Below are 20165 nucleotides of genomic sequence, written 5' to 3' on the forward strand. Positions count from 1 at the left end.
TTATCTATTCTTTAGTTTTAACGCTCGACCGTAACATGGATTCTTGGCATGGAATAGAAGCGAAAAGGTATTTAGGCCTCTAAAAATCCAAGTGGTAAAGGAAGCGTTAGTAAAACAATAGAGGTGACAGGTATATTGCCATATACCTTGGCAGGATTAACCTATAAATAACATCATAGATTGGAGATATGTACAGTGTTTATGTTTATCGGTATGGCTGGTTTTTTAGCATTTATAGTTTATTTGATTTTGTCAGTGATTTCCGGCTTACGAAAAACAGGTAAGGCAAAGAAACATCTTAAAATGGCTGCAATCATGTTTGTCGTGTTTATGGTTGGTGCAATGAACAGTTCAGATGAGCTGGAAGAAGCTCCAGTGGAAACAGAGGCAACCGTAACGGATGAAAAGCAAGAAACAGCAAAAGAAGAGCAAAAGGAAGAGATTGCTCCTTCTGCCGTAGCAGATGTAAAAAATGCCATTCAAAAAGGGATGGATTATCAGGATTATAAGCAAATAGAGCAAGATCAATTGAACGTGGAAACAGGAGAGACCTACTCAATTGGAAATGGAAATGAAGGACATGTATTAAAAGCGACAGATGGATACGTGGTAGTAGGAACGGACTATTCGAAAGTGCTGTCAGTTGAATCATTTGCGAGTAACGAAGAAGCTAAATCCTATGCAGACAGATTAGTAAAAGAAGCTGAGGCAGCTGAGTTGGCTGCAAAGGAAAAAATCTATGAAGAGTCCAAAATAAAACTAAGCGGTTCAGGTGATGAATCAACAGATATGATTAATCTGCAAGCTGGATTTGCCGTTTTTGAAGGAAACTACACTGGCGGTAGTAACTTCATTGTGAAATTGATGGATGAAGCAGGCAATAATGTAGAATTGTTAGTCAACGAGATTGGCAGCTACAAAGGAAAGACGTTTGCCATGATTAATACGACTGGTAACTATTATTTAGATATTAAGGCATCTGGTAACTGGAATTTCTCTATAAGTCAGCAAATTCCACCAACCCCAGCTGAACTTCCAACTGAAATCAGTGGAGAAGGGGATGATGTTGTTTTTGTAAGAGCCGGCGGCGGAAACTATAAATTTACATCCACACATCAGGGATCCTCTAATTTTATCGTTCGTATTAATGGAACGGGCTTACTTGTCAATGAAATAGGAAACTATAGCGGCTCCACCCGCAATAAACTGGAAAACGGTGATTTTGCGATTGTAGTCAAAGCCGATGGAAAATGGTCAATTAAGATAGAAGAATAAAAACAGCTCAGTAGAATGATGTTTCACCCCGAAAGTTAGAGTGAACTGCACCCCCAATTGTTAAACGTGTGTCTAACAATTGGGGGGCAGTTCACTTTTGGGGTATTTTTGTTTTGAGAAGGCTCTATTCGTAAACATTGTTGTTAATGAAAAAAGAGAGATAGCATACCGCTGTCTGCTTGTGCCTCTGCAGTCGTTAGCATAATAAGGAGGTATTTAGAAGTAGTCAGGAATATCAAGTGATAGCGTGGCGAAAACATTTTTCTTCGAATAATACATGCAAATGCTGTCTTCATATTTTTGACTATCATTTGGTAGAACAACAAAACCTAATCTTTTGTAAAAGTCTATCCCAATATCACTATAAAGGAAAAAGTTATTACAGTTATCATCCTGTTCTAATTTATTTATTGTTTTATTGACCAAAGTAGTAGCATATCCGTTTTTTCTTAAATAAAAAGGAGTAACAATTGAACCAATACCTTTTACAACTTGTTTTCCAGAAAGATTTAGTTCATATACGACGAGGGAGCTTAATAATTGCTCCTGTTGCTTCAAGAACGTACCATTTCCCCTTTTTATACTTACTAGAGTTTTCACACATAGTTATATATTCTTTAAATGGTAATTTATCTCCCCAAACATCATAGCCCATCTTATAAATTTCTATCATATCCTCTTTTGTTGCTTCCCTAATTTTTCTCAAAGTATATCTCCTTGTATTTATACGGTTTATATTTTCTTTTTGATTTTAAGGTTATTAAGACCTCTATTCTAATTGCACTAAACTGTATCTTAGCAACATAAAGAGTTCAACAGAAAGGGATATTAATCCTACTTGTAACAATGCTCTGTTAGTAGTGAATATATATATAATGACTTAGGCTTTAACTTAATAGAAGGACATGACCCTCCGAATTAAATATGATGGCATGAGAACCAAATCTAAAAGTATCATTAAAAGCCAAGTTTATCTCCCATCCTTAGATTATTTTGTTGCATTTTACTAGATAACTTATTCTCCGCCATTACTGTTTAATCCTCTGTTCAGCCATACTAACAAGTAAAATGTGAATATTTTATGTAAAATGATAAGTCTATTTTACTAGTAGAATTAAATTTAAAAGGATTTACATATTTTCATAAAATATATACATTTACATAATTTTGTATATTCTTTATAATGAAAGCGATACCAAAAGAAGGGGTGTTCTTATGAAAGCAGAAAAAGTCATCCATCAATATCAGAATTATCTTGGAAGTGGAATAAAACCTGCGAATTTTGATGAATTTTGGGATAAACAACTGGAAGAGCTTGAACGGCTTCCAGTGGATTATGAATTGGAGAGAGTTGAAATTCCTTCCCGAGTCGCTGATTTTTATAATTTGTATTTTATTGGTGTTGAAGGAGCAAGGGTGAGATGCCAATATGTTTGTCCGAAACAAGTAAATGGAAAAATACCCGGAATGCTTATGTTCCATGGATATCATGGAGACAGTGGTGATTTTGGCGATAAAGTAAGCTGGGCTGCTGAAGGCTTTTCTGTCCTTGCTATGGATTGCCGCGGACAGGGCGGGCTTTCTGAGAACAACTCTAAAGTAAAAGGAACAACGATGAAGGGACTCATCATCCGCGGTGTCGAAGAAGGGCCGGAAAGTTTGTATTTCCGTTCTGTATTTCTTGATACTGTACAGGCTGCCAGAATTTTAATGTCGATGGATGAGGTCAATGAAGAGGAAATATATATTCAGGGTGCCTCACAGGGCGGAGCTCTATCATTGATTTGTGCAGCGTTGGAACCAAGAGTGAAAAAGGTTGTTGCGCAATATCCATTTTTAAGTGATTACCGTAAAGCTTTTGAATTTAATATTACTTCTTCTGCCTATGAGGAACTTCATTATTGGTTTCGTTTCCGTGATCCGATGCATGAGCGTGAAGATGAATTCTTCAACACTCTTGAATACATAGATTTGCAACACTTTGCACCGCGAATTAAGGCGGAAGTAAAATGGGCGATTGCCCTTGAGGATGATGTTTGTTATCCAGCCCAGCAATTTGCGGTCTACAATCAAATCACTTCGCCAAAGGAAATGATTATCTTTCCGGAATATGGTCACGAATATTTGCCGAAGCTTGGTGACCGCGTAAAGGGGTTCCTATTATATGAATAAATTGATTAAAGTAAATAAAAACAAGCTTGAGTTTCATCTATCAAACAGTAAAGTAAGTTATTTATTCCGCGTGATGGACCAAATCAATCAGCTGGAGCATTTATATTTTGGGAAAAGTATTCGTCATCAGGAAAACTTCGACTTTTTAATGGAAAGAGAAGTACGTCCATCGAATAATCAGTTTGAGGGTGATCATACTTCATCACTGGAACATATCAGACAAGAGTATCCTGGTTTTGGTACCTCGGATTTTCGCTACCCAGCACAGCAGGTTCGCTATCCAGCGGGTGACAGAATCAGTCGTTTTGAATATGCAGATTATCGAGTCATGGAAGGGAAACCAGTCCTTGATGGTCTGCCGGCTACATATACGGAATCTCCTGAGGAGGCAGAGACGCTCGAAATTCTGCTGAAGGATGCGTATTCTGAGCTGACATTATATATATTCTATACGATTTATAAAGATCGGCCGGTTATTGCCAGAAGTGCTAAATTTACGAATAATGGTTCTGAAGACTACGAGCTTGAAACAGCGATGAGCTTAAGCATCGATTTTTCAGATGATAATTTTGAATTGATTCACTTAAATGGTGCCTGGACCCGCGAAAATCATCTTGAAAGGAAACCGGTTATAACAGGCGTCCAATCGATTTCCAGTACACGTGGAGCAAGCAGTCATGCTCATAACCCATTTATGGCGTTGGTTCGACCCGAGACAACGGAGCATGCCGGTGAGGCATATGGCTTCAGTTTAATTTACAGCGGTAATTTTCTCGCCCAGATTGAGGTGGATACATACAAAGTAACAAGAGCGATGATGGGCATTAATCCATTCCAATTCGCATGGAAGCTGAAGCAGGGTGAAAGTTTCCAAACACCAGAAGCCGTACTGGTTTATTCTGACTCTGGTTTAAACGAAATGAGTCAGGCATTGCACGACCTTTATCGTACTCGATTGGCGAGGGGAGTTTGGAGGGATAAAGAACGTCCGATTCTTATTAACAACTGGGAAGCGACCTATTTTGATTTTAATGAAGAAAAAATTCTTGAGATTGCACGTAGTGGTGCTGAGCTTGGAATGGAGCTGTTCGTCCTTGATGACGGCTGGTTTGGTCAGCGTAATGATGATAGCTCTTCATTAGGGGATTGGTTTGTTAATAGTGCTAAATTGCCTAATGGAATGAAGGGGTTATCAGAAAAGATACACGCCTTGGGATTAAAGTTTGGTCTATGGTTTGAACCGGAAATGGTCTGCAAGGATACTAAGCTATTTAAAGAACATCCAGACTGGCTAATCCAGGTTCCGGGCAAGAGACTATCTCACGGCCGAAATCAGTTTGTCCTGGACTTTTCCCGATCTGAAGTAGTCGAAAATGTATACGAACAAATGGATGCGATTCTATCAGACTGTCAAATTGACTACATCAAATGGGATATGAACCGCTATATATCAGAGGCCTATTCCATAGCATTGCCGGCGGATCAGCAAGGAGAGGTATGGCATCGTTACATTTTAGGTGTTTACTCCTTATACGAGAGGCTGATAGCGAAGTATCCTGATATATTATTCGAATCCTGTGCAGGCGGTGGAGGACGTTTCGATCCAGGGATGCTCTACTATGCACCTCAAGGCTGGGCAAGTGATGATACAGATGCAGTTGAACGGTTAAAAATTCAATATGGAACTTTATTCGTTTATCCATTATCCAGTATTGGCAGTCATGTATCTGCTGTTCCGAATCATCAGGTGGGAAGGACAACAAGCATGGAAATGCGCGCTAATGTTGCCTTCTTCGGTACATTTGGATATGAGCTGGATATTACCCTTCTATCGGAGGAGGAAAAGGACCAGATTAAGAAGGATATTACCTTTTTCAAGCAGCATCGCGCTTTGATCCAGCAAGGGACATTTTTCCGGTTATTAAGTCCGTTTACCAACAATGAAACGGCATGGATGGTTGTTTCAAAGGATCAAACGGAGGCGATTGTTGGCTATTATGAGGTTTTATCAAAGCCAAATCGTCCATATGAACGATTAAAGCTAAAAGGATTGGCAGAGGACAAAATGTACCAAATCAATGGAGACGGGAAAAGGTTTGGCGATGATTTAATGCAAATCGGTCTTCTTTTCGGAGAAAACTTTACCGGAAAAGCGGATGAATTTTGGTCCAGAGAGAAAACGAAGGATTACAATAGCAAACTATTTTATTTGAATTCAATAAACTAACTGTTTAGGAGAGAGGCAATCATGAAAAAGTTTCCGGATAATTTTTGGTGGGGTGCAGCTACCTCTGGTCCCCAAAGTGAAGGTAGATTTAATAAAAAACATGCAAATGTATTTGATTACTGGTACGAATTGGAACCCGAGGAGTTTTACAAACAGGTTGGACCTGATACCGCCTCCAATTTCTACAATAGTTATGTAAAAGATATTCAATTAATGAAGGAAATTGGTCTCAATTCTGTCCGGACCTCAATTCAATGGACAAGATTGATTGACGATTTTGAAACAGCGACTGTCAACGAGGATGGTGTTCGCTATTATAATGATGTGATTAATGAGTTCATTAAGCAAGGAATCACGCCTGTTATGGCACTCCACCATTTTGACCTTCCGGTTGAGCTATACAAGAAGTATGGCGGCTGGGAATCAAAGCATGTAGTTGACTTGTTTGCTAAGTTTGCGGGCAAATGCTTTGAGCTGTTTGGCGACCGCGTTAAGTACTGGTTTACTTTTAACGAGCCGATGGTCATTGTGGACGGCCAGTATTTATATCAATTCCATTATCCAAAGGTGGTTGATGGAAAAAAGGCAGTCCAAGTTGCGTATAACTTAAATCTGGCTTCTGCTAAAGCGATTAAGGTTTTCAGGGAGTTGGGTCTTCATAATCAGGGTGCAAAAATTGGAATCATTCTCAACCTGACTCCATCCTACCCGGCATGCAATAAGGAAGAAGACGTAAAAGCAGGGAAAATTGCGGATCTATGGCGCAATGAGATGTTCTTAAATGCGGCTATATATGGAGAATTCCCGGCACAATTGGTTGAGATTTTAACAAAAGATAAAGTGATTTGGGAATCAACGGAGGAAGAACTGGCGATTTTGAAGGCAAATACGATTGATACCCTTGGTGTTAATTTCTATCATCCGTCTCGCGTAAAGGCGCCGGATATCTCACCAAACAGTACAGCCGATTGGATGCCTGACCGTTATTATGATCATTATGATATGCCTGGCAGAAGGATGAATGTGGACAAAGGATGGGAGATCTATCCGAAGGCGTTGTATGATATCGCCATCAATATTCGTGATAATTATAAAAATATCGAGTGGTTTGTGTCTGAAAACGGAATGGGTGTTTCACGTGAGGAACGTTTCCTGAATGATGAAGGCATGATTGAGGATGATTATCGGATTGAATTCATTGAGGAGCATCTAGAATGGATCCATAAAGGAATAGAAGAAGGGTCAAATTGCTATGGTTATCATTTATGGACACCTATTGACTGCTGGTCATGGAAGAATGCGTACCGTAACCGTTATGGATTTATTTCGAATAACATCCATACGCAGGTGAAGACCATCAAGAAATCGGGTTATTGGATTAAAGAAGTTAGTGAAAATAATGGATTAAAGTAAGTGATTGATCAAGCACCTAATTTATATAGAATAACGGAACTGATTATTCCAAGGGAGCAGGAAGTGAAAATCATGTCATTACTTGTTTTTGATATTGGCGGTTCGGCTGTAAAGTATGCGGTTTGGGATAAGGAAGAAATAGTAGATAAAGGATCATTTATCACTCCATCTACATGGGAGGAAATGAAAACATCCTTATTGCAGGTTAAACAGAAATTTGCTAATCAGTTCATGATTGAGGGAGTTGCAATCAGTTCACCTGGAGCTGTCAATCAAAGAAGAGGAGTCGTGGAAGGAGCAAGTGCTGTTCCCTATCTTCATGACTTTGAGATTTACCCTGAGCTAACAGAGCTATTCGGTTGCCCCATTTCCATGGAAAATGATGCGAATTGTGCAGCGCTTGCAGAAGTTTGGAAGGGTGCAGCGAAGGGGCTGAAAGATATTATTTTTGTAGTAGTCGGCACGGGTATTGGCGGTTCCGTAATTGTCGACGGGAAGATTCATCATGGGAAACATCTTTTTGGTGGAGAATTTGGGTATATGCTTCTGAACCACGATGAGACCTTCAGTACATTAGCAAGCCCGGTCAAAATGGCTGTCCGCTATGCGAAACGGTTCAATCTGCCAAGCGGAAAAATTAGCGGAAAAGAAGTATTTGAACTGGCGGAGCAGGGTGACAAAATAGCAATAGAGGAAACAGAAAAGTTCTATTATAGCCTGGCACAAGGAATCTATAACTTACAGTACAGCTATGACCCTGAAAAAATTATTATTGGCGGGGGAGTCTCGGCTAAACCAGATTTGATTCCACAATTACACCGTAAATTTAAGGAAATATTAGATAAGGTACAAATTGCAAAAATTGTTCCAGACATTGCTATTTGCAAGTTTAAAAATGATGCCAATCTTATTGGAGCAGTATACAATTATCAACTAAATCACGGCGAAAGCAAATAACAAACAAATCCTGCATCTATACCATGCAGGATTTTTATTTGGCCCTGTTTATAAAGGTTATTGCGAAGGGTTAGTAAAGGAGAAATGTTTTTGGTCTCATTTGTTTATTCATGTCCATCTGATTGTTTAAGTGAAATGCTTCGCAAACACGTTCAAGTATACTTGATGACCTCAATTTAGTACCTATGGTAAATAGGTTAATCAAAAATATTACTTATAAAGCGAATGATCATCCTTGGTATAAACATTAAAATCTCCCAAATTATTTCACCAATGATCTCAAACAGGGATTCTTTAAAAAAGCCGTTTCTATTTCTCCTTCTATGTCTCATCTTCTTTTAACTCCTAATTAAAAATGATTGATTTGGAGCAAAACATTTACCTTTAAACAAATTCTCTTTCATTTCTTAATCGAACAATTAGCTAGATGAAGAAATAGTCTTCCGCTGCTATCAAATAAAAGAGTAGTGCACAAATAAACCAAATTAAGTAGCCTCTACGATTTGTTTCTTTTACTAGATAATTTTCTATACCATTTAATAGGAAGCTAGTTCCAAGCATAAGATACATCCAATAAAATCGACTAGTATACAACACTGGAAACGAAGCAATACCCATGCCAATCCATACAGTAATTTGTGCATACATAAGAGGTTTAACTGGATGTTCAGCTTTTTCAAAGAACAAGCTTATAATATTTTTCATAATAGAATTCATATTTTTCCCCCATAGATCATTTCAGGAACTATCAGTTCTAAATTAACTTCACTGTAATAGTTTACCATTTTTTAAGGTTATACAACTATACTAATTGAGCTAATATTAATGAAGAGGGATAAAATAAGGCTCTGCTTAAACAGAGCCGTTTATTTATTCTGGAAGTCTTTTTATTAGCTCATAACACATGCGGCCGTTATGATAAAATCCTTTCCAGGAGTCAGCGATATTTTCAGGTGTTTGGTATTGATCATTTCTGAGTGAGGAGATTACCTCTCCGTGCTCATCTATCCTTGAGAACCATTCTCCTCCCGTACGAGGGTCGTGAATCTTTTTCTGAATATACGTCCAAGCACGTTCGCTGAGTTGGATAAATTGTTCATCTTTAGTAAGCTGATAAGCATTATAAAAGCCGATAACTGCCTCTGCCTGCGCCCACCAAATCCTTGTCTTATGTATGTTTCCCTCTTTTTTAGCATCATAGATAGATCCATCCGGATCAATGCCTTCAACTGCAACCTTGTAAGCAATCTGCTTATTCATTTCTACAATATCTGGCCGGTCAAGACCGGTTATATGTAGGGTTTCGGTTAAGAGCCAGCTCGTTTCGATATCATGGCCGTAGGAGTACGCCTCTTTTGTAGACTGCCAGTTTTCATCAAAAGCGACTCTGCAAACATGTTCTGTAGGGTGATAGATTTTTGAATAAAACAAATCCAACAGATAATTGATTTTGCTCAACAGCTGCCTATCAGGCCAAACACTATATAAATTTGTATAGGCTTCTAATAGGTGAAGATGACTGTTAGTAGTAAAAACAGCATTAGCACCTTCATTCAGCAGATGATGCTCGGTCTGTATCCAGTCCTGTGTAAATTCCTCTTTGTAACCTCCGTATGTAGTAGAAAAACATGTATCTTCAAGAAGATGAAAAAGATCAATGGCATAGGTTAAGGCTTCCTTATTGTCAGATGCCTTGACATATTCACTAAGTCCATAAATAGCAAAGCTTTGTGCATAGATGTGCTTGGTTGAGATGAGAGGCTGCCCAAGGTGATCGACAAGCCAATAGATTCCTTTATGTTCTTGGTCCCATAACGCATTAATCAAGAAATGGTAGGAATGCTCAGCGGCCCGCAAATATTTTTCATCTTTCGTGAGAAGGTAAGCGCCCGAGTAGCTCCACAGGTGACGTGCTCCTACCACACCTCCTTTAGGACTATCTTTGTGCATGGTTAAATTATAATCTAGAATTCCATATGATCCGCCATTATCATAATCTAATAGTTTCATCCAAAAGGGGAGAATTCTTTCGTTTAATTCCTTTTTAAATTCAATCTTTTCCAACTGGAACAGCCTCCTCATGTTCTTCGACAATATTTTGGATCCATTTCTTAGATAACGTTCGTTTTACACCGAGAAGAGCCCGTATGATTTCATGTGAGCTTGCAAGGGCATATATAGCAACTTAATATAGCGTCTGCTCTAGGTTTTCTTTGATCATTTTCCAGGAAATAAACTCCTTTTTAACAAGCAACATGAAAAGAAAACTTGTCTGGACGAAATCATATTCAAACTGGAGATGATTAATAACTGAATCGTGATTGGAATGGTGAAGTAAAGCATTTTACGGTAGTATTCTTGTTTATGATCCATATCTGCACGTACTTTCAATTTTTTAATTTTTCTTTACGAAAATAAATGGAAAATATATAATTAATTTACAACAAATGTATATACTTATCAATCTATTAATATTACTTTTTGTTACATTTTGTTAAATCATTTGAAAGGAGAATATGATGGATTTTATTAAGGGATTTAGCTTTGGTTATATGAGTAAGCGCGGAGAATGGGAGGATGTGAAGGCAAAACAGTCTTTAAAATCTTTAAAAGAAAGATGCGGAATTGATCATGTCGTTTTAACGGTTGTGGCAGAGCAAGATCGACCCCAGTCCACTGTAATTAACTGGAGGGAACATCCGAATGTGGTCAGTGATGAAGAAATCATCGAGATGGTCCATTTTGCACAATCACTGGGTTTAAAGGTTATTTTAAAACCGATGGTGAATGTTTCGGACGGGACATGGCGTGCCCATATTAATTTCTTTGATACCGATGTTCCGTGTGAGCCTAAATGGTCTGAATGGTTTGCCTCTTACAATGAATTCATTCTTCATTACGCGAAACTAGCTGAAGAAACGAAGTGTTCCATGTTTGTGGTCGGCTGTGAAATGGTCAATGCAGACCGCCGTGAAAAGGAATGGCGTGATTTAATAAATGAGGTCCGGAAGCTGTACAGTGGACTTGTTACTTATAATTGCGATAAGTACCAAGAAGATATTCTAAAATGGTGGGACGCTGTTGATGTGATCTCTTCTAGCGGTTATTATCCGATTGATAAATGGGAACAAGAGCTTGACCGTATTGAAAGCGTTGTCAAGAAACACACTAAACCATTTTTCTTCTGTGAAGCCGGCTGTCCGAGCTGGGAGGGTGGAGATTTGCTCCCAAATGACTGGACATTAAGAGGGAAAGCAGATGTCAATGTCCAAAAAGAGTGGTACGAAAAGATGTTTAGCACAACGGTAAAGCGAGATTGGGTAAAAGGATTTGCCTTATGGGACTGGAAAGCTCATTTATATCCTATAGAAAAGGCAGATTCTGATCAGGACTATGCTGTCTATGGAAAGCCGGCAGAAAAAGTTATTTATCGATATTATAAGGAAATCTTTTAATTTACAAGACTGAAAGATTGTCTGTTTTGTTGATAAAAAGTTACAACATTTCAAAAGTATTACTTTTTTGTAATAAAAGACTATACAAACTAAAACATAGGATGCTACAATATTTTTGTAAGCGTTTACCAAATTATACTTTGGAGGGGACTGGAATGAAGAAATTATTCCGTATGGGGGTTGCCGCAAGTGCTCTGGCCCTTGCATTAACAGGTTGCAGTGATAAGAGCAATAGTGATTCCGATTCTAAAGAGTCAGGAAAAGAAACAATCACTTTTATCAACCACAAGACAGACTGGACAGGTAATGGGAAATGGGATGAATACATAGCAGAGTTTAATAAAAATCATCCCGATATAGAAGTAAAAGTGGAAACGATTACAGACTATGCCGGTCAAATGCAAATTAGGATGAACTCAGAAGACTACGGTGATGTGTTCATGATTCCAACAACGATTAAGCCTGAAGACAATGCAAACTTCCTTGAGCCGCTTGGTAAACAGGATGAATTATCAAAGAAATATATGCTTTTAAGTGACCGTTCTTATGAAGGTACTTCCTATGGTATTCCGATTGCAGTTAATACGACTGGTGTCATCCTTAACATGAAGGTATTTAAAGATGCAGGTATTGATACTGTTCCAACAACACCAGAAGATTTCGTAGCTGCATTAGAAACAATCAAGAAAAAGAACGCGGATGTAACTCCTTTATACACAAACTACGCTTCCGGCTGGACATTAACTAACTGGGACTTCATCCGTACAGGTGCTTCCGGTGATCCGGATGTTACGAATAAAATGGTGAAAGATAAAGAACCGTTTGCAGATGGTAAAGTAATGAACACAAGCTACAAACTTTTATATGATTTAGCGGAAAAAGGCTTAACTGAAGCTGATCCTTCCACTACTGACTGGGAACAATCCAAACAAGATTTGGCAGACGGAAAAATTGCTGTTATGGTTCTAGGCAGCTGGGCAATTGAACAAGTTCAAGCTCTTGCTGAAGATCCAGAAGATATTCAGTATGCAGCGTTCCCAATTACCGCACAAGATGGCAAACAGTATGCAGCGATTGGCGGAGACTACAATATCGGTATTAATGCGAACAGCAAACAAAAAGAAGCTGCTCGTAAGTTCGTAGACTGGTTTATTGATGAATCTAACTATACTAAAGATACAGGAGCCATCTCTCCTAAGGTTGGCGAAGAAATGCCAGCAGCTCTTAAAACGATGGAAACAGCTGGAGTAGAATTTATCCAGGCTAATCCATCACCTAAAGGAGAAGAATCTCTATTTAGTGACATCAACAACACATCTGAAATCGGTATTGATACAACAGAAGCAACGAAGCAACGTATTATCGATGCGGCAAAAGGCAATACAAAAGAATCCTTTGATGCCATTATGAAAGACTTGAACAAAAAATGGTCAAGTGCAATGGAAGAGGTTGGCAAGTAAGGAGAATCATCTTATTGAATATACTGGGGTGTTTGCAGAATTCATACTGTAACACCCCAGTTCCTCTAATACAGAAGGATTTGAAAAGTATCTTTGTCCATTAGGGCCAGCTAATGAGATAAGAGGAGTAAAAGCGATGAAAAAAATAAATTTGAGTTATAAGGCGCAGCGTCGTATTATCATTTTTCTGTTTTCAGCTTTACCTGTTTTTTTGCTTTTATTATTTTCTTATTATCCGCTAGTAAAAATGCTTCAATACAGTGTTACGGATTGGAATGGGATTAGTCCGACGAAGGAGAATGTTGGTCTCGCCAACTATTTAAAGGTCTTTACAAACCCAGAGTACTTTTCAGTATTTAAAGTCAGTCTCTACTATTTTGTAGCGACATTTATCCAACTGGGAATTGCTTTATACTTTGCCACGATCCTAACTTTCAAGGTGAAATTCGCAAACTTTTGGAAGGGTATTTTGTTTTTTCCGTACCTTTTAAATGGAGTGGCTATTGGGTTCATCTTCTTGTATTTCTTCAAAGCCGGAGGAACATTGGATACGGTCATGACTTTCCTTGGGTTAGATAGTCAAATCCAATTATGGCTTGGAGACCGTTCTATAAACAATATGTCCCTGGCGTTTACGTCGATTTGGAGATATATGGGGTTCAACTTCATCATATTCCTGGGAGCTATTCAGTCCATTGATCCTGAAATTTATGAAGCAGCGGAAATTGATGGTGCCAGCCGGTTCCAGCAATTTTTATACATTATTTTACCGAGTATCAAACAGATTGTGTTCCTGAATATCATTTTAGGAATAAGCGGTTCCCTAAGTGTATTCGATATCCCATACATTATGACGGGTGGATCAAATGGAACGAAAACCTTTGTCATTCAAACAATCGATACAGCCTTTAAGTACCAGAAGCTAGGACTGGCGTCTGCCATGGCCCTCATATTGTTAGTCATTGTCATCGTCGTGACATTAATTCAAAAATACATGACTAGAGAGAAAGAGGTGTGACCATGAAGGCAAATGTCAGTGTGACAGAACCAAAGATTCCAGCAAAGCAGGATCATGCATACAACATTAAGAAACTGCTTGGCGCCATTGTAAAATACGGCAGCTTACTGCTTGGAGTAGCGGTTGCTATTTTACCTGTATTGGTTGTGTTTATTGGATCATTCAAGTCAAAAGAGGAATTCCTGACAACTGGTGTTCTTGCTTTACCGGAACAATTTACGTTTGACAATTATACAAGAGCATTCATAGATGGCCAAATGACTGTTGGGTTTAAAAATACGCTTATCATCTTTATTGTTTCAATTGTAGGAAAACTCTTGCTTGGAACGATGATTGCATATGTTTTGAACCGATTTGATTTTAAATTGAAGAAACCTATTATGGGACTCTTCCTCCTTGCAACCCTGATTCCGGCAATCACTACACAGGTTGCAACATTCCAGATTATTGAAGGAATGGGCTTATTCAATACGATTTGGTCGGTTATTGTGCTGAATCTTGGCACAGACGTAATAGCTGTCTATGTATTCCTGCAGTACCTTAACAATATTCCAGTTTCATTGGATGAAGCAGCAATCATGGAAGGCGCATCTTACTTTCAAATTTACCGCAAGATTATCTTGCCTTTGCTCAAAGCTCCAATGATTACGATTCTTATTATTAGCGGTGTGGGAATCTACAATGACTTCTACAATCCATTCCTGTATATGCCGTCACCTGAATTGAAGGTTATTTCAACAGCGTTATTTGCCTTTAAAGGACCATATGGAACGGATTGGCCGGTCATTCTGGCGGGTGTTATTATCGTAATTACACCAATACTAATCGTCTTCCTGGCCCTTCAAAAGTATATTTATAACGGAGTTTCTGGTTCAGTAAAATAAGTATTTCAAGTCCATTATAGTAGAGGAAGAAAAAACTGCTTGAAAGGAAAGCCCTTCTTTTCAAGCAGCTCTTTTTATAAAGGTATTAGTTTGTCAGAATCTTAGGGATGAAAACAATTTTTTTGGTCGCAATGATTAATAGAGGCGGTGCCAAAAAAATAAAGGCGACTAAATTTACTTTGATTATCAATGTGAAAGCTAAGATCATCAGCAATATAACCAGGCTACGGAGTGGATGGCGAATGCAAGTATCAAAAGCCAGTGCATAGATCCATTTTGCGGAATGAGTATTCCGTTGATCATGAGCAAGGAAGTAAATGCTATAAATAGCAATGGTCCATAAAAGAAAAGTCCAGATCAAAATCGGTATTTGCAGCGATGTTAAGATAGGCAAGGCCTCGTGAAGCGGTGGATAGATAGACATCAGCGAAAGTCCGCTGAATAAAAATAATAGAAACGATAACCCTATATAACTTTTATTCTTATTATAGGATTCTTGAAAAGCTGAACGGATTGAATCATCTTCTTTCCGGTGAATGAGTTCAACAGCATGGATCAGTCCAACTGAAGCGGAAACAAATCCATAGATGATTCCACCTCTAACTATATAAAGCCAGAAATAATAGCTGGAAATAGTATATTGAGAGACGAAATCAATAAAAAGTTTTATCAGATTCTTCATGTTGGCCCACCCTAACTTTTACAATATATTCTATATATACCTTTAAATGATTACAAATTCAAGGGAAAGTTATAATCATTTAAAGATATAAGTATAATCATATCTTCAAGCATGATTTGATATTTCGATGTAATACGTTATATGGAATAGAACAAAGAATCAGGGCATTGATTACTATAATTTGCATACCTTTACTTTTACACTATATTTTTCCTGTGATAGTATTTATGATTGACTTATAAGAAGCGTTTAGGAAGGTGTTAGGAATGAACAAGTACGAGGCCATTGCAAATGAAATGAGGCGAAGGGTAAAGAGTGATTATTACTCAAAGGACCAGCCGATTCCAGACGAATATACTCTTTCGAAAGAATTTGACAGCAGCAGGGTAACGATGAAAAAAGCTTTGAATATTCTTGTTACAGAGGGGCTTTTATATAGGAAAAGAGGACATGGTACCTTTATTATCGAGCCTCCATTTGATGACAATAAAGTGAATATCATCAGTGAAGAAAATATTGGACTATCCAATCTGGCCAATAATGATGAGGTAAAAAGCAAGGTAATTGCCTTTGAAATTCAATTTCCCTCTGAGCAAGTAGCCAGTAAACTAAGGATCAGCCTTGATACACCTGTCTATCATATTATTCGTCTCAGGATTGTAAATGATGAACCATATGTAATAGAAAAAACATACATGCCGGCTAATCTGGTTCCCGGTATTAATGATGAGGTTCTTCATTCTTCCATATATAAGCATATTAAAGAAACACTTGAATTAAAAATGGGTGGAGCACACCGTAAAATCAGAGCATGTAAATCAAATGAACTGGATCAAAAATACCTGGATTGCAGAGCTGACGATCCTATCTTGGAAGTCGAACAAGTTGCCTTTTTGATTACTGGTATACCATTTGAATACTCTTTCTCACGGCATCATCACGACAAGTTCGTCTTTACAACGGTAACGGTAAATCGATAGGAAACCGCATAATTTGGCTCAGAAAAAGAAAAGGTGACTCTAGAGAGAATAGGGTCACCTTTTCTTATTGTAAGAATAACTTGAGTTGTACAAATCTTATTGGGGTGTCTTTATAGATATTAAGTTTACCTCCTATCAAAACTATTTTTAAAAGGAGGCAGAATACCTTATTGCTAGTAGGAAAACTGTAATTCTAAAGTGGGTGTCTATGGTTTATTTAATGAATGATTCAAACGATTAATTTCTCGCTTCCAAAATAGATACTGGAAGACCCAGAACATTAAATAAATGACCACAAAGATAAGGAAGTAAAGTGAAAATCCTATAAAGGAATGCTCCATCCAATGGGAGTAATAGGCGACAGGAAACATGGCGATGGTAACTAAGCAAAAGTGTAGAGTTGTTTGTTTTGTAAGACTCCAATTATCATGTTCAAAAATGATAGAGCCTGCAGCAAAAGCAACTCCTAATAATCCGCTTAAAATAAATTGCAGTAGATAGGCATTTAATTCTGTACCCATGGTCTCTATTAAGCTGGGTACTACAGCGTAAAACGTCCCATCCCCAATGCCAAGTGAAATGCAAAGGGTTATAAAGGTTGATATAAAAACGCCTAGCGGAAATCCTATTGCCCCTCTTACGATAATTGTCTTCATCTTCATCACCTCATATTCCTAAATGTTTTTTTATCTTATTAATATAACGCCTCGAGACATATGATTGATCGCCGGTATTGAATTTCAGAGTGATTGTTCCGCTTATGCTCATATCTAAGCTTTTAACTTTTTCAAAATTGACAATCTCAGAGTTTGAAATTCTGATGAATTGTTGGCGCGGGACCATTTCTTCTAATTGGTATAATCTTTGTCGTAAGCGCAATTTTTCATTATTTACTTGTGCATAAACATATTGACCTTCAGTATAAATCCGCAAGATATCGTCCATTTGTATCAAAAGAATTTCATCACCTTTATAACCCATCAGTGATTGGTATTCATTGCCTGAAAGTTTTTCAAGTAAACTTGAAATTTCATTTGTCATCTCACTAGCATGTATGACGATTTTGGGATCTTTACATTCACTATCTAACTGGATTTCTATCCTCATATTCCACCCCCACCCTTTTTTATGGATCTTTCTCCCTTTATTATAGGAAGCAATTGGATATAGTACTACAGCATTTATATACCTGGTCAGATTTTTAATATATATGGATGAAAATGAATAATGGCATGATAAAAGTGGAACCAATCCTTAGGGATTAAACCCGTAGCCAATGCGAGCCGAAGTTTAAGGGGATGAACTTAAATGACCGAAAACCTACAAAGCAGGGGACAATCCTTTTTTAATGAAGAAACAGTTAGTTAGGGTTAGATGAGAAGCAAAAATGCTTTATTCAGCGTGAAAGATCTACAATTGATAATCTCCAGATGATACTCAAGAGAAATCGAATACACTCAGTTAAATTTGAATTGATAATTGGAAGTAAAGGTGAGCTTAAAGGTAAAATCAGCACAAGAAACAGAGATTCATCAAAATTGACGAATCTCTGTTTCTATACAGTGGATTTTTTATTTTCTTCGGAAGAATGCTAATCTAAATCTTTATTGAAACGCGCAATTGATACCGATTAATCAGTTTTATCTTTCAGAGGCTTCATTCTAATTGATGCGATAACGAGTACGACAATTAAAATCATACCGAGATATCCAAACAGTGGGTAGAAAAAGGAAACTAACTGCTTGAATCCAAAGAAGCTTGCAGCAAAAGCGACGAGTACAGATATAACCACGAACCAATTGTATTTTTTCGTTTTCGGGGTAAAGAAGCGTGTACCAAACGAAAAGAACATACTAACAGCTGAATTAAAAATCATGCCGAATAGAATGATGGAATAGAGAACTCCAAAAAGTGGCGATATTTGATTGGCCAGCCCTAGTGAGGGCATGTCCAAGTGCCCTACCTTATCAACTTGTGCAAAGATGGCTAGATGATGCAGGACAATTAAGATTCCTACACCTATACCTCCCACCAGTCCTCCAATCGAAGCGATTTTCTCCTTGGGTTCATCTCCACCCATTACCAGAGTCATGGACGCTCCCATTGCGATTGCAAGTGAAACATAATTAATGATAGAACTCAGCCAATGATTTGTAGCCGAAGACTGTTCGTTCGCTATAGAGTCCAGCTCAAAGAAAGAATATTCCATGGTCACCATACTATGTATAAATAATACGACCACTCCCAATATGAGAAAAGGGGTTATCATAGCAATAACTTTTACAACCCGGTCTACGTCGGAAAGGATTGTGATTAAAATGAGAATCGTCATGATAATGATGCCAACGAAACTTGGCAACCCAAACTGCTGATTGAAAATAGACCCTGAACCAGAAATCATGACAATTCCAATTCCAAAAAGGATAAATACGAGGATAGAATCGATGAGAACGCCGAGGTAACGTCCACTGATTTTGTAAATAACTTCCTTATGTGAGTCTGTCTGAAGCCGGCTGCCCAGCTTAGTTAAAACCATTCCCAAATATCCGAACAATAGGATCGAGAGAAAGGCTCCAATCGTTCCCTTCATTCCAAAACTAGTAAAATACTGTAAAATTTCTTGTCCTGATGCAAAACCGGCACCTATGATAATTCCCATAAATGCACTGGCTATTTTAATAATATTCTTCATGTCTCCTCCATTCGTAGTATTATAAAGAATTTGAGGCACGGTTCAGCCACTGCTTCTGAACCGGAATAGTCCTCAATAGAATTATTTTCCCTATATAAATAGTGTTAAACAAAAAATATGAAAATAGAAGAATTTGTTTGTGAGAAAAGAGACAGCAGTGTACAGGAAATAATTAAGCTTTTTATAAGATGGGAGGTTAGTGCAAGAAGGATATTAGGAGCGAAAAAAAGAATAGATTATGCAATACATAATTCCATCAAATTAAAGGAGTGAGTAGTTGATGAATATTCGTATTTTAGAAGAGTCCGATGCTCATTTATATCAGAAAGTGCGATTGAATGCATTGAAAATGAACCCGGAAGCATTCGGTTCAACCTATGAGAGAGAGGTGGGATATTCATTAGACATGGTAAAGGAACGAATAAAACCAACAATGGACAAGTATATTGTTGGTGCCTTTGATAATCGGAAATCTTTAATTGGCATTGTTACCTTTGTGCGTGAAGACAATCTCAAAACCAGGCATAAAGGGAATGTTTATGGAATGTACATAGCTCTAGGCAATCGAGGTCAGGGTTTAGGAAAGTTATTAATGAATGAACTTATTAGTAGGGCGAAGAACTCTGAAGGATTGGAACAAATCAATTTAACGGTTGTATCTGATAATCACTATGCAAAGAAATTATATAAGTCGTTGGGATTTGAGGTCTATGGTATAGAAAGAAATGCCTTAAAGTTTAATGGCCGATATTATGATGAGGATTTGATGGTACTAAAATTAGCAGTGAAATAGAGATATCTTTATGATGACTTTTCTTTATGGAAATAAGAAGGAAAGCTTATGGATTATGCTATTGGTCAATGACTTATAGTGAACATAAGTTAAGAATAAAATTGAACTATCAAAATCCAGTTTGTAAATTATTCCACAGATTTTAAAATCGAAGGTA

19 protein-coding genes are annotated in these 20165 nt (G+C 37.8%); 11 read left to right on the top strand and 8 right to left on the bottom strand.

Features of this window, described 5'->3' with window-relative positions; genetic code table 11:
• The first annotated feature begins 195 nt into the window (after positions 1–195).
• A complete protein-coding gene (locus AC4BHP_RS02545) occupies positions 196–1275 on the top strand; it encodes a hypothetical protein (protein ID WP_066104585.1) in 1080 nt (359 codons plus the stop codon).
• Between the two features lie 216 nt (positions 1276–1491).
• Here AC4BHP_RS02545 and AC4BHP_RS02550 read toward each other — a convergent pair whose 3' ends face one another.
• Complete coding sequence (locus AC4BHP_RS02550) at positions 1492–1833, bottom strand: GNAT family N-acetyltransferase (protein ID WP_490551194.1); 342 nt, start codon at positions 1831–1833, stop codon at positions 1492–1494.
• Complete coding sequence (locus AC4BHP_RS02555) at positions 1790–1981, bottom strand: hypothetical protein (protein WP_490551195.1); 192 nt, start codon at positions 1979–1981, stop codon at positions 1790–1792. Before AC4BHP_RS02555 ends, AC4BHP_RS02550 begins: the two co-directional genes overlap by 44 nt.
• Positions 1982–2490: 509 nt before the next feature.
• Here AC4BHP_RS02555 and AC4BHP_RS02560 point away from each other — a divergent pair.
• The 4 genes from AC4BHP_RS02560 (at position 2491) to AC4BHP_RS02575 (ending at position 8044) form a co-directional block, all read left to right on the top strand.
• Positions 2491–3447: an acetylxylan esterase gene (locus AC4BHP_RS02560; protein WP_490551196.1), complete on the top strand. Its 957-nt coding sequence runs from the start codon at positions 2491–2493 to the stop codon at positions 3445–3447.
• Positions 3440–5674, top strand: coding sequence for an alpha-galactosidase (locus tag AC4BHP_RS02565; protein ID WP_490551197.1), 2235 nt, complete (start codon positions 3440–3442; stop codon positions 5672–5674). Before AC4BHP_RS02560 ends, AC4BHP_RS02565 begins: the two co-directional genes overlap by 8 nt.
• Before the next feature lie 21 nt (positions 5675–5695).
• The gene (locus AC4BHP_RS02570; RefSeq protein ID WP_490551198.1) at positions 5696–7087 is read left to right on the top strand and encodes a glycoside hydrolase family 1 protein; all 1392 of its coding nucleotides are present in this window, start codon (positions 5696–5698) and stop codon (positions 7085–7087) included.
• Between the two features lie 72 nt (positions 7088–7159).
• Positions 7160–8044, top strand: a complete 885-nt coding sequence (locus AC4BHP_RS02575; protein WP_490551654.1) for an ROK family protein — start codon at positions 7160–7162, stop codon at positions 8042–8044.
• Positions 8045–8467: 423 nt separating this feature from the next.
• On the opposite strand, the gene AC4BHP_RS02580 is transcribed toward AC4BHP_RS02575, so the two are convergent.
• Both AC4BHP_RS02580 and AC4BHP_RS02585 read right to left on the bottom strand, forming a co-directional pair.
• On the bottom strand, positions 8468–8761 hold the full coding sequence (locus tag AC4BHP_RS02580) for a hypothetical protein (RefSeq protein ID WP_066104564.1): 294 nt from the start codon (positions 8759–8761) through the stop codon (positions 8468–8470).
• Positions 8762–8914: 153 nt separating this feature from the next.
• Positions 8915–10108 (bottom strand): AGE family epimerase/isomerase, encoded by a 1194-nt coding sequence (locus AC4BHP_RS02585; protein WP_066104561.1) that lies wholly within the window; start codon positions 10106–10108, stop codon positions 8915–8917.
• Positions 10109–10563: 455 nt separating this feature from the next.
• Between AC4BHP_RS02585 and AC4BHP_RS02590 the strand changes: the two genes are divergently transcribed.
• From AC4BHP_RS02590 to AC4BHP_RS02605, 4 genes are all read left to right on the top strand, one after another.
• On the top strand, positions 10564–11499 hold the full coding sequence (locus tag AC4BHP_RS02590; protein ID WP_140462073.1) for a glycoside hydrolase family 113: 936 nt from the start codon (positions 10564–10566) through the stop codon (positions 11497–11499).
• A gap of 155 nt (positions 11500–11654) precedes the next feature.
• A complete protein-coding gene (locus AC4BHP_RS02595; RefSeq protein WP_490551199.1) occupies positions 11655–12959 on the top strand; it encodes an ABC transporter substrate-binding protein in 1305 nt (434 codons plus the stop codon).
• Positions 12960–13095: 136 nt separating this feature from the next.
• Positions 13096–13977, top strand: a complete 882-nt coding sequence (locus AC4BHP_RS02600) for a carbohydrate ABC transporter permease (protein WP_066104552.1) — start codon at positions 13096–13098, stop codon at positions 13975–13977.
• Between the two features lie 2 nt (positions 13978–13979).
• On the top strand, positions 13980–14861 hold the full coding sequence (locus AC4BHP_RS02605; protein ID WP_139063833.1) for a carbohydrate ABC transporter permease: 882 nt from the start codon (positions 13980–13982) through the stop codon (positions 14859–14861).
• An 85-nt stretch (positions 14862–14946) separates the two neighbouring features.
• On the opposite strand, the gene AC4BHP_RS02610 is transcribed toward AC4BHP_RS02605, so the two are convergent.
• Complete coding sequence (locus tag AC4BHP_RS02610) at positions 14947–15543, bottom strand: hypothetical protein (RefSeq protein ID WP_490551200.1); 597 nt, start codon at positions 15541–15543, stop codon at positions 14947–14949.
• A 266-nt stretch (positions 15544–15809) separates the two neighbouring features.
• Between AC4BHP_RS02610 and AC4BHP_RS02615 the strand changes: the two genes are divergently transcribed.
• Positions 15810–16523, top strand: a complete 714-nt coding sequence (locus AC4BHP_RS02615; RefSeq protein ID WP_066104544.1) for a GntR family transcriptional regulator — start codon at positions 15810–15812, stop codon at positions 16521–16523.
• A 206-nt stretch (positions 16524–16729) separates the two neighbouring features.
• Here AC4BHP_RS02615 and AC4BHP_RS02620 read toward each other — a convergent pair whose 3' ends face one another.
• From AC4BHP_RS02620 to AC4BHP_RS02630, 3 genes are all read right to left on the bottom strand, one after another.
• The gene (locus AC4BHP_RS02620) at positions 16730–17179 is read right to left on the bottom strand and encodes a DUF3021 domain-containing protein (protein WP_225983598.1); all 450 of its coding nucleotides are present in this window, start codon (positions 17177–17179) and stop codon (positions 16730–16732) included.
• 10 nt (positions 17180–17189) lie between these two features.
• Positions 17190–17630: a LytTR family DNA-binding domain-containing protein gene (locus AC4BHP_RS02625; RefSeq protein WP_066104538.1), complete on the bottom strand. Its 441-nt coding sequence runs from the start codon at positions 17628–17630 to the stop codon at positions 17190–17192.
• A gap of 523 nt (positions 17631–18153) precedes the next feature.
• Entirely contained in the window at positions 18154–19215 is a 1062-nt protein-coding gene (locus tag AC4BHP_RS02630; RefSeq protein WP_490551201.1) for a YkvI family membrane protein, read from the bottom strand.
• A 280-nt stretch (positions 19216–19495) separates the two neighbouring features.
• Here AC4BHP_RS02630 and AC4BHP_RS02635 point away from each other — a divergent pair, with 280 nt between their 5' ends.
• Positions 19496–20008, top strand: coding sequence for a GNAT family N-acetyltransferase (locus AC4BHP_RS02635; protein WP_490551202.1), 513 nt, complete (start codon positions 19496–19498; stop codon positions 20006–20008).
• The last annotated feature ends 157 nt before the right edge of the window (positions 20009–20165 follow it).

This window comes from Pradoshia sp. Z4_20 (genome assembly GCF_058216035.1).

Bases quoted from the DNA above. Each gene is read 5' to 3' on its own strand.
- AC4BHP_RS02580 (WP_066104564.1), bottom strand. From the start codon at position 8,761: ATGAATTCTATTATGAAAAATATTATAAGCTTGTTCTTTGAAAAAGCT.
- AC4BHP_RS02635 (WP_490551202.1), top strand. From the start codon at position 19,496: ATGAATATTCGTATTTTAGAAGAGTCCGATGCTCATTTATATCAGAAA.
- AC4BHP_RS02605 (WP_139063833.1), top strand. From the start codon at position 13,980: ATGAAGGCAAATGTCAGTGTGACAGAACCAAAGATTCCAGCAAAGCAG.
- AC4BHP_RS02620 (WP_225983598.1), bottom strand. From the start codon at position 17,179: ATGAAGACAATTATCGTAAGAGGGGCAATAGGATTTCCGCTAGGCGTT.
- AC4BHP_RS02560 (WP_490551196.1), top strand. From the start codon at position 2,491: ATGAAAGCAGAAAAAGTCATCCATCAATATCAGAATTATCTTGGAAGT.
- AC4BHP_RS02625 (WP_066104538.1), bottom strand. From the start codon at position 17,630: ATGAGGATAGAAATCCAGTTAGATAGTGAATGTAAAGATCCCAAAATC.
- AC4BHP_RS02565 (WP_490551197.1), top strand. From the start codon at position 3,440: ATGAATAAATTGATTAAAGTAAATAAAAACAAGCTTGAGTTTCATCTA.
- AC4BHP_RS02630 (WP_490551201.1), bottom strand. From the start codon at position 19,215: ATGAAGAATATTATTAAAATAGCCAGTGCATTTATGGGAATTATCATA.
- AC4BHP_RS02595 (WP_490551199.1), top strand. From the start codon at position 11,655: ATGAAGAAATTATTCCGTATGGGGGTTGCCGCAAGTGCTCTGGCCCTT.
- AC4BHP_RS02575 (WP_490551654.1), top strand. From the start codon at position 7,160: ATGTCATTACTTGTTTTTGATATTGGCGGTTCGGCTGTAAAGTATGCG.
- AC4BHP_RS02590 (WP_140462073.1), top strand. From the start codon at position 10,564: ATGGATTTTATTAAGGGATTTAGCTTTGGTTATATGAGTAAGCGCGGA.
- AC4BHP_RS02600 (WP_066104552.1), top strand. From the start codon at position 13,096: ATGAAAAAAATAAATTTGAGTTATAAGGCGCAGCGTCGTATTATCATT.
- AC4BHP_RS02615 (WP_066104544.1), top strand. From the start codon at position 15,810: ATGAACAAGTACGAGGCCATTGCAAATGAAATGAGGCGAAGGGTAAAG.
- AC4BHP_RS02610 (WP_490551200.1), bottom strand. From the start codon at position 15,543: ATGAAGAATCTGATAAAACTTTTTATTGATTTCGTCTCTCAATATACT.
- AC4BHP_RS02570 (WP_490551198.1), top strand. From the start codon at position 5,696: ATGAAAAAGTTTCCGGATAATTTTTGGTGGGGTGCAGCTACCTCTGGT.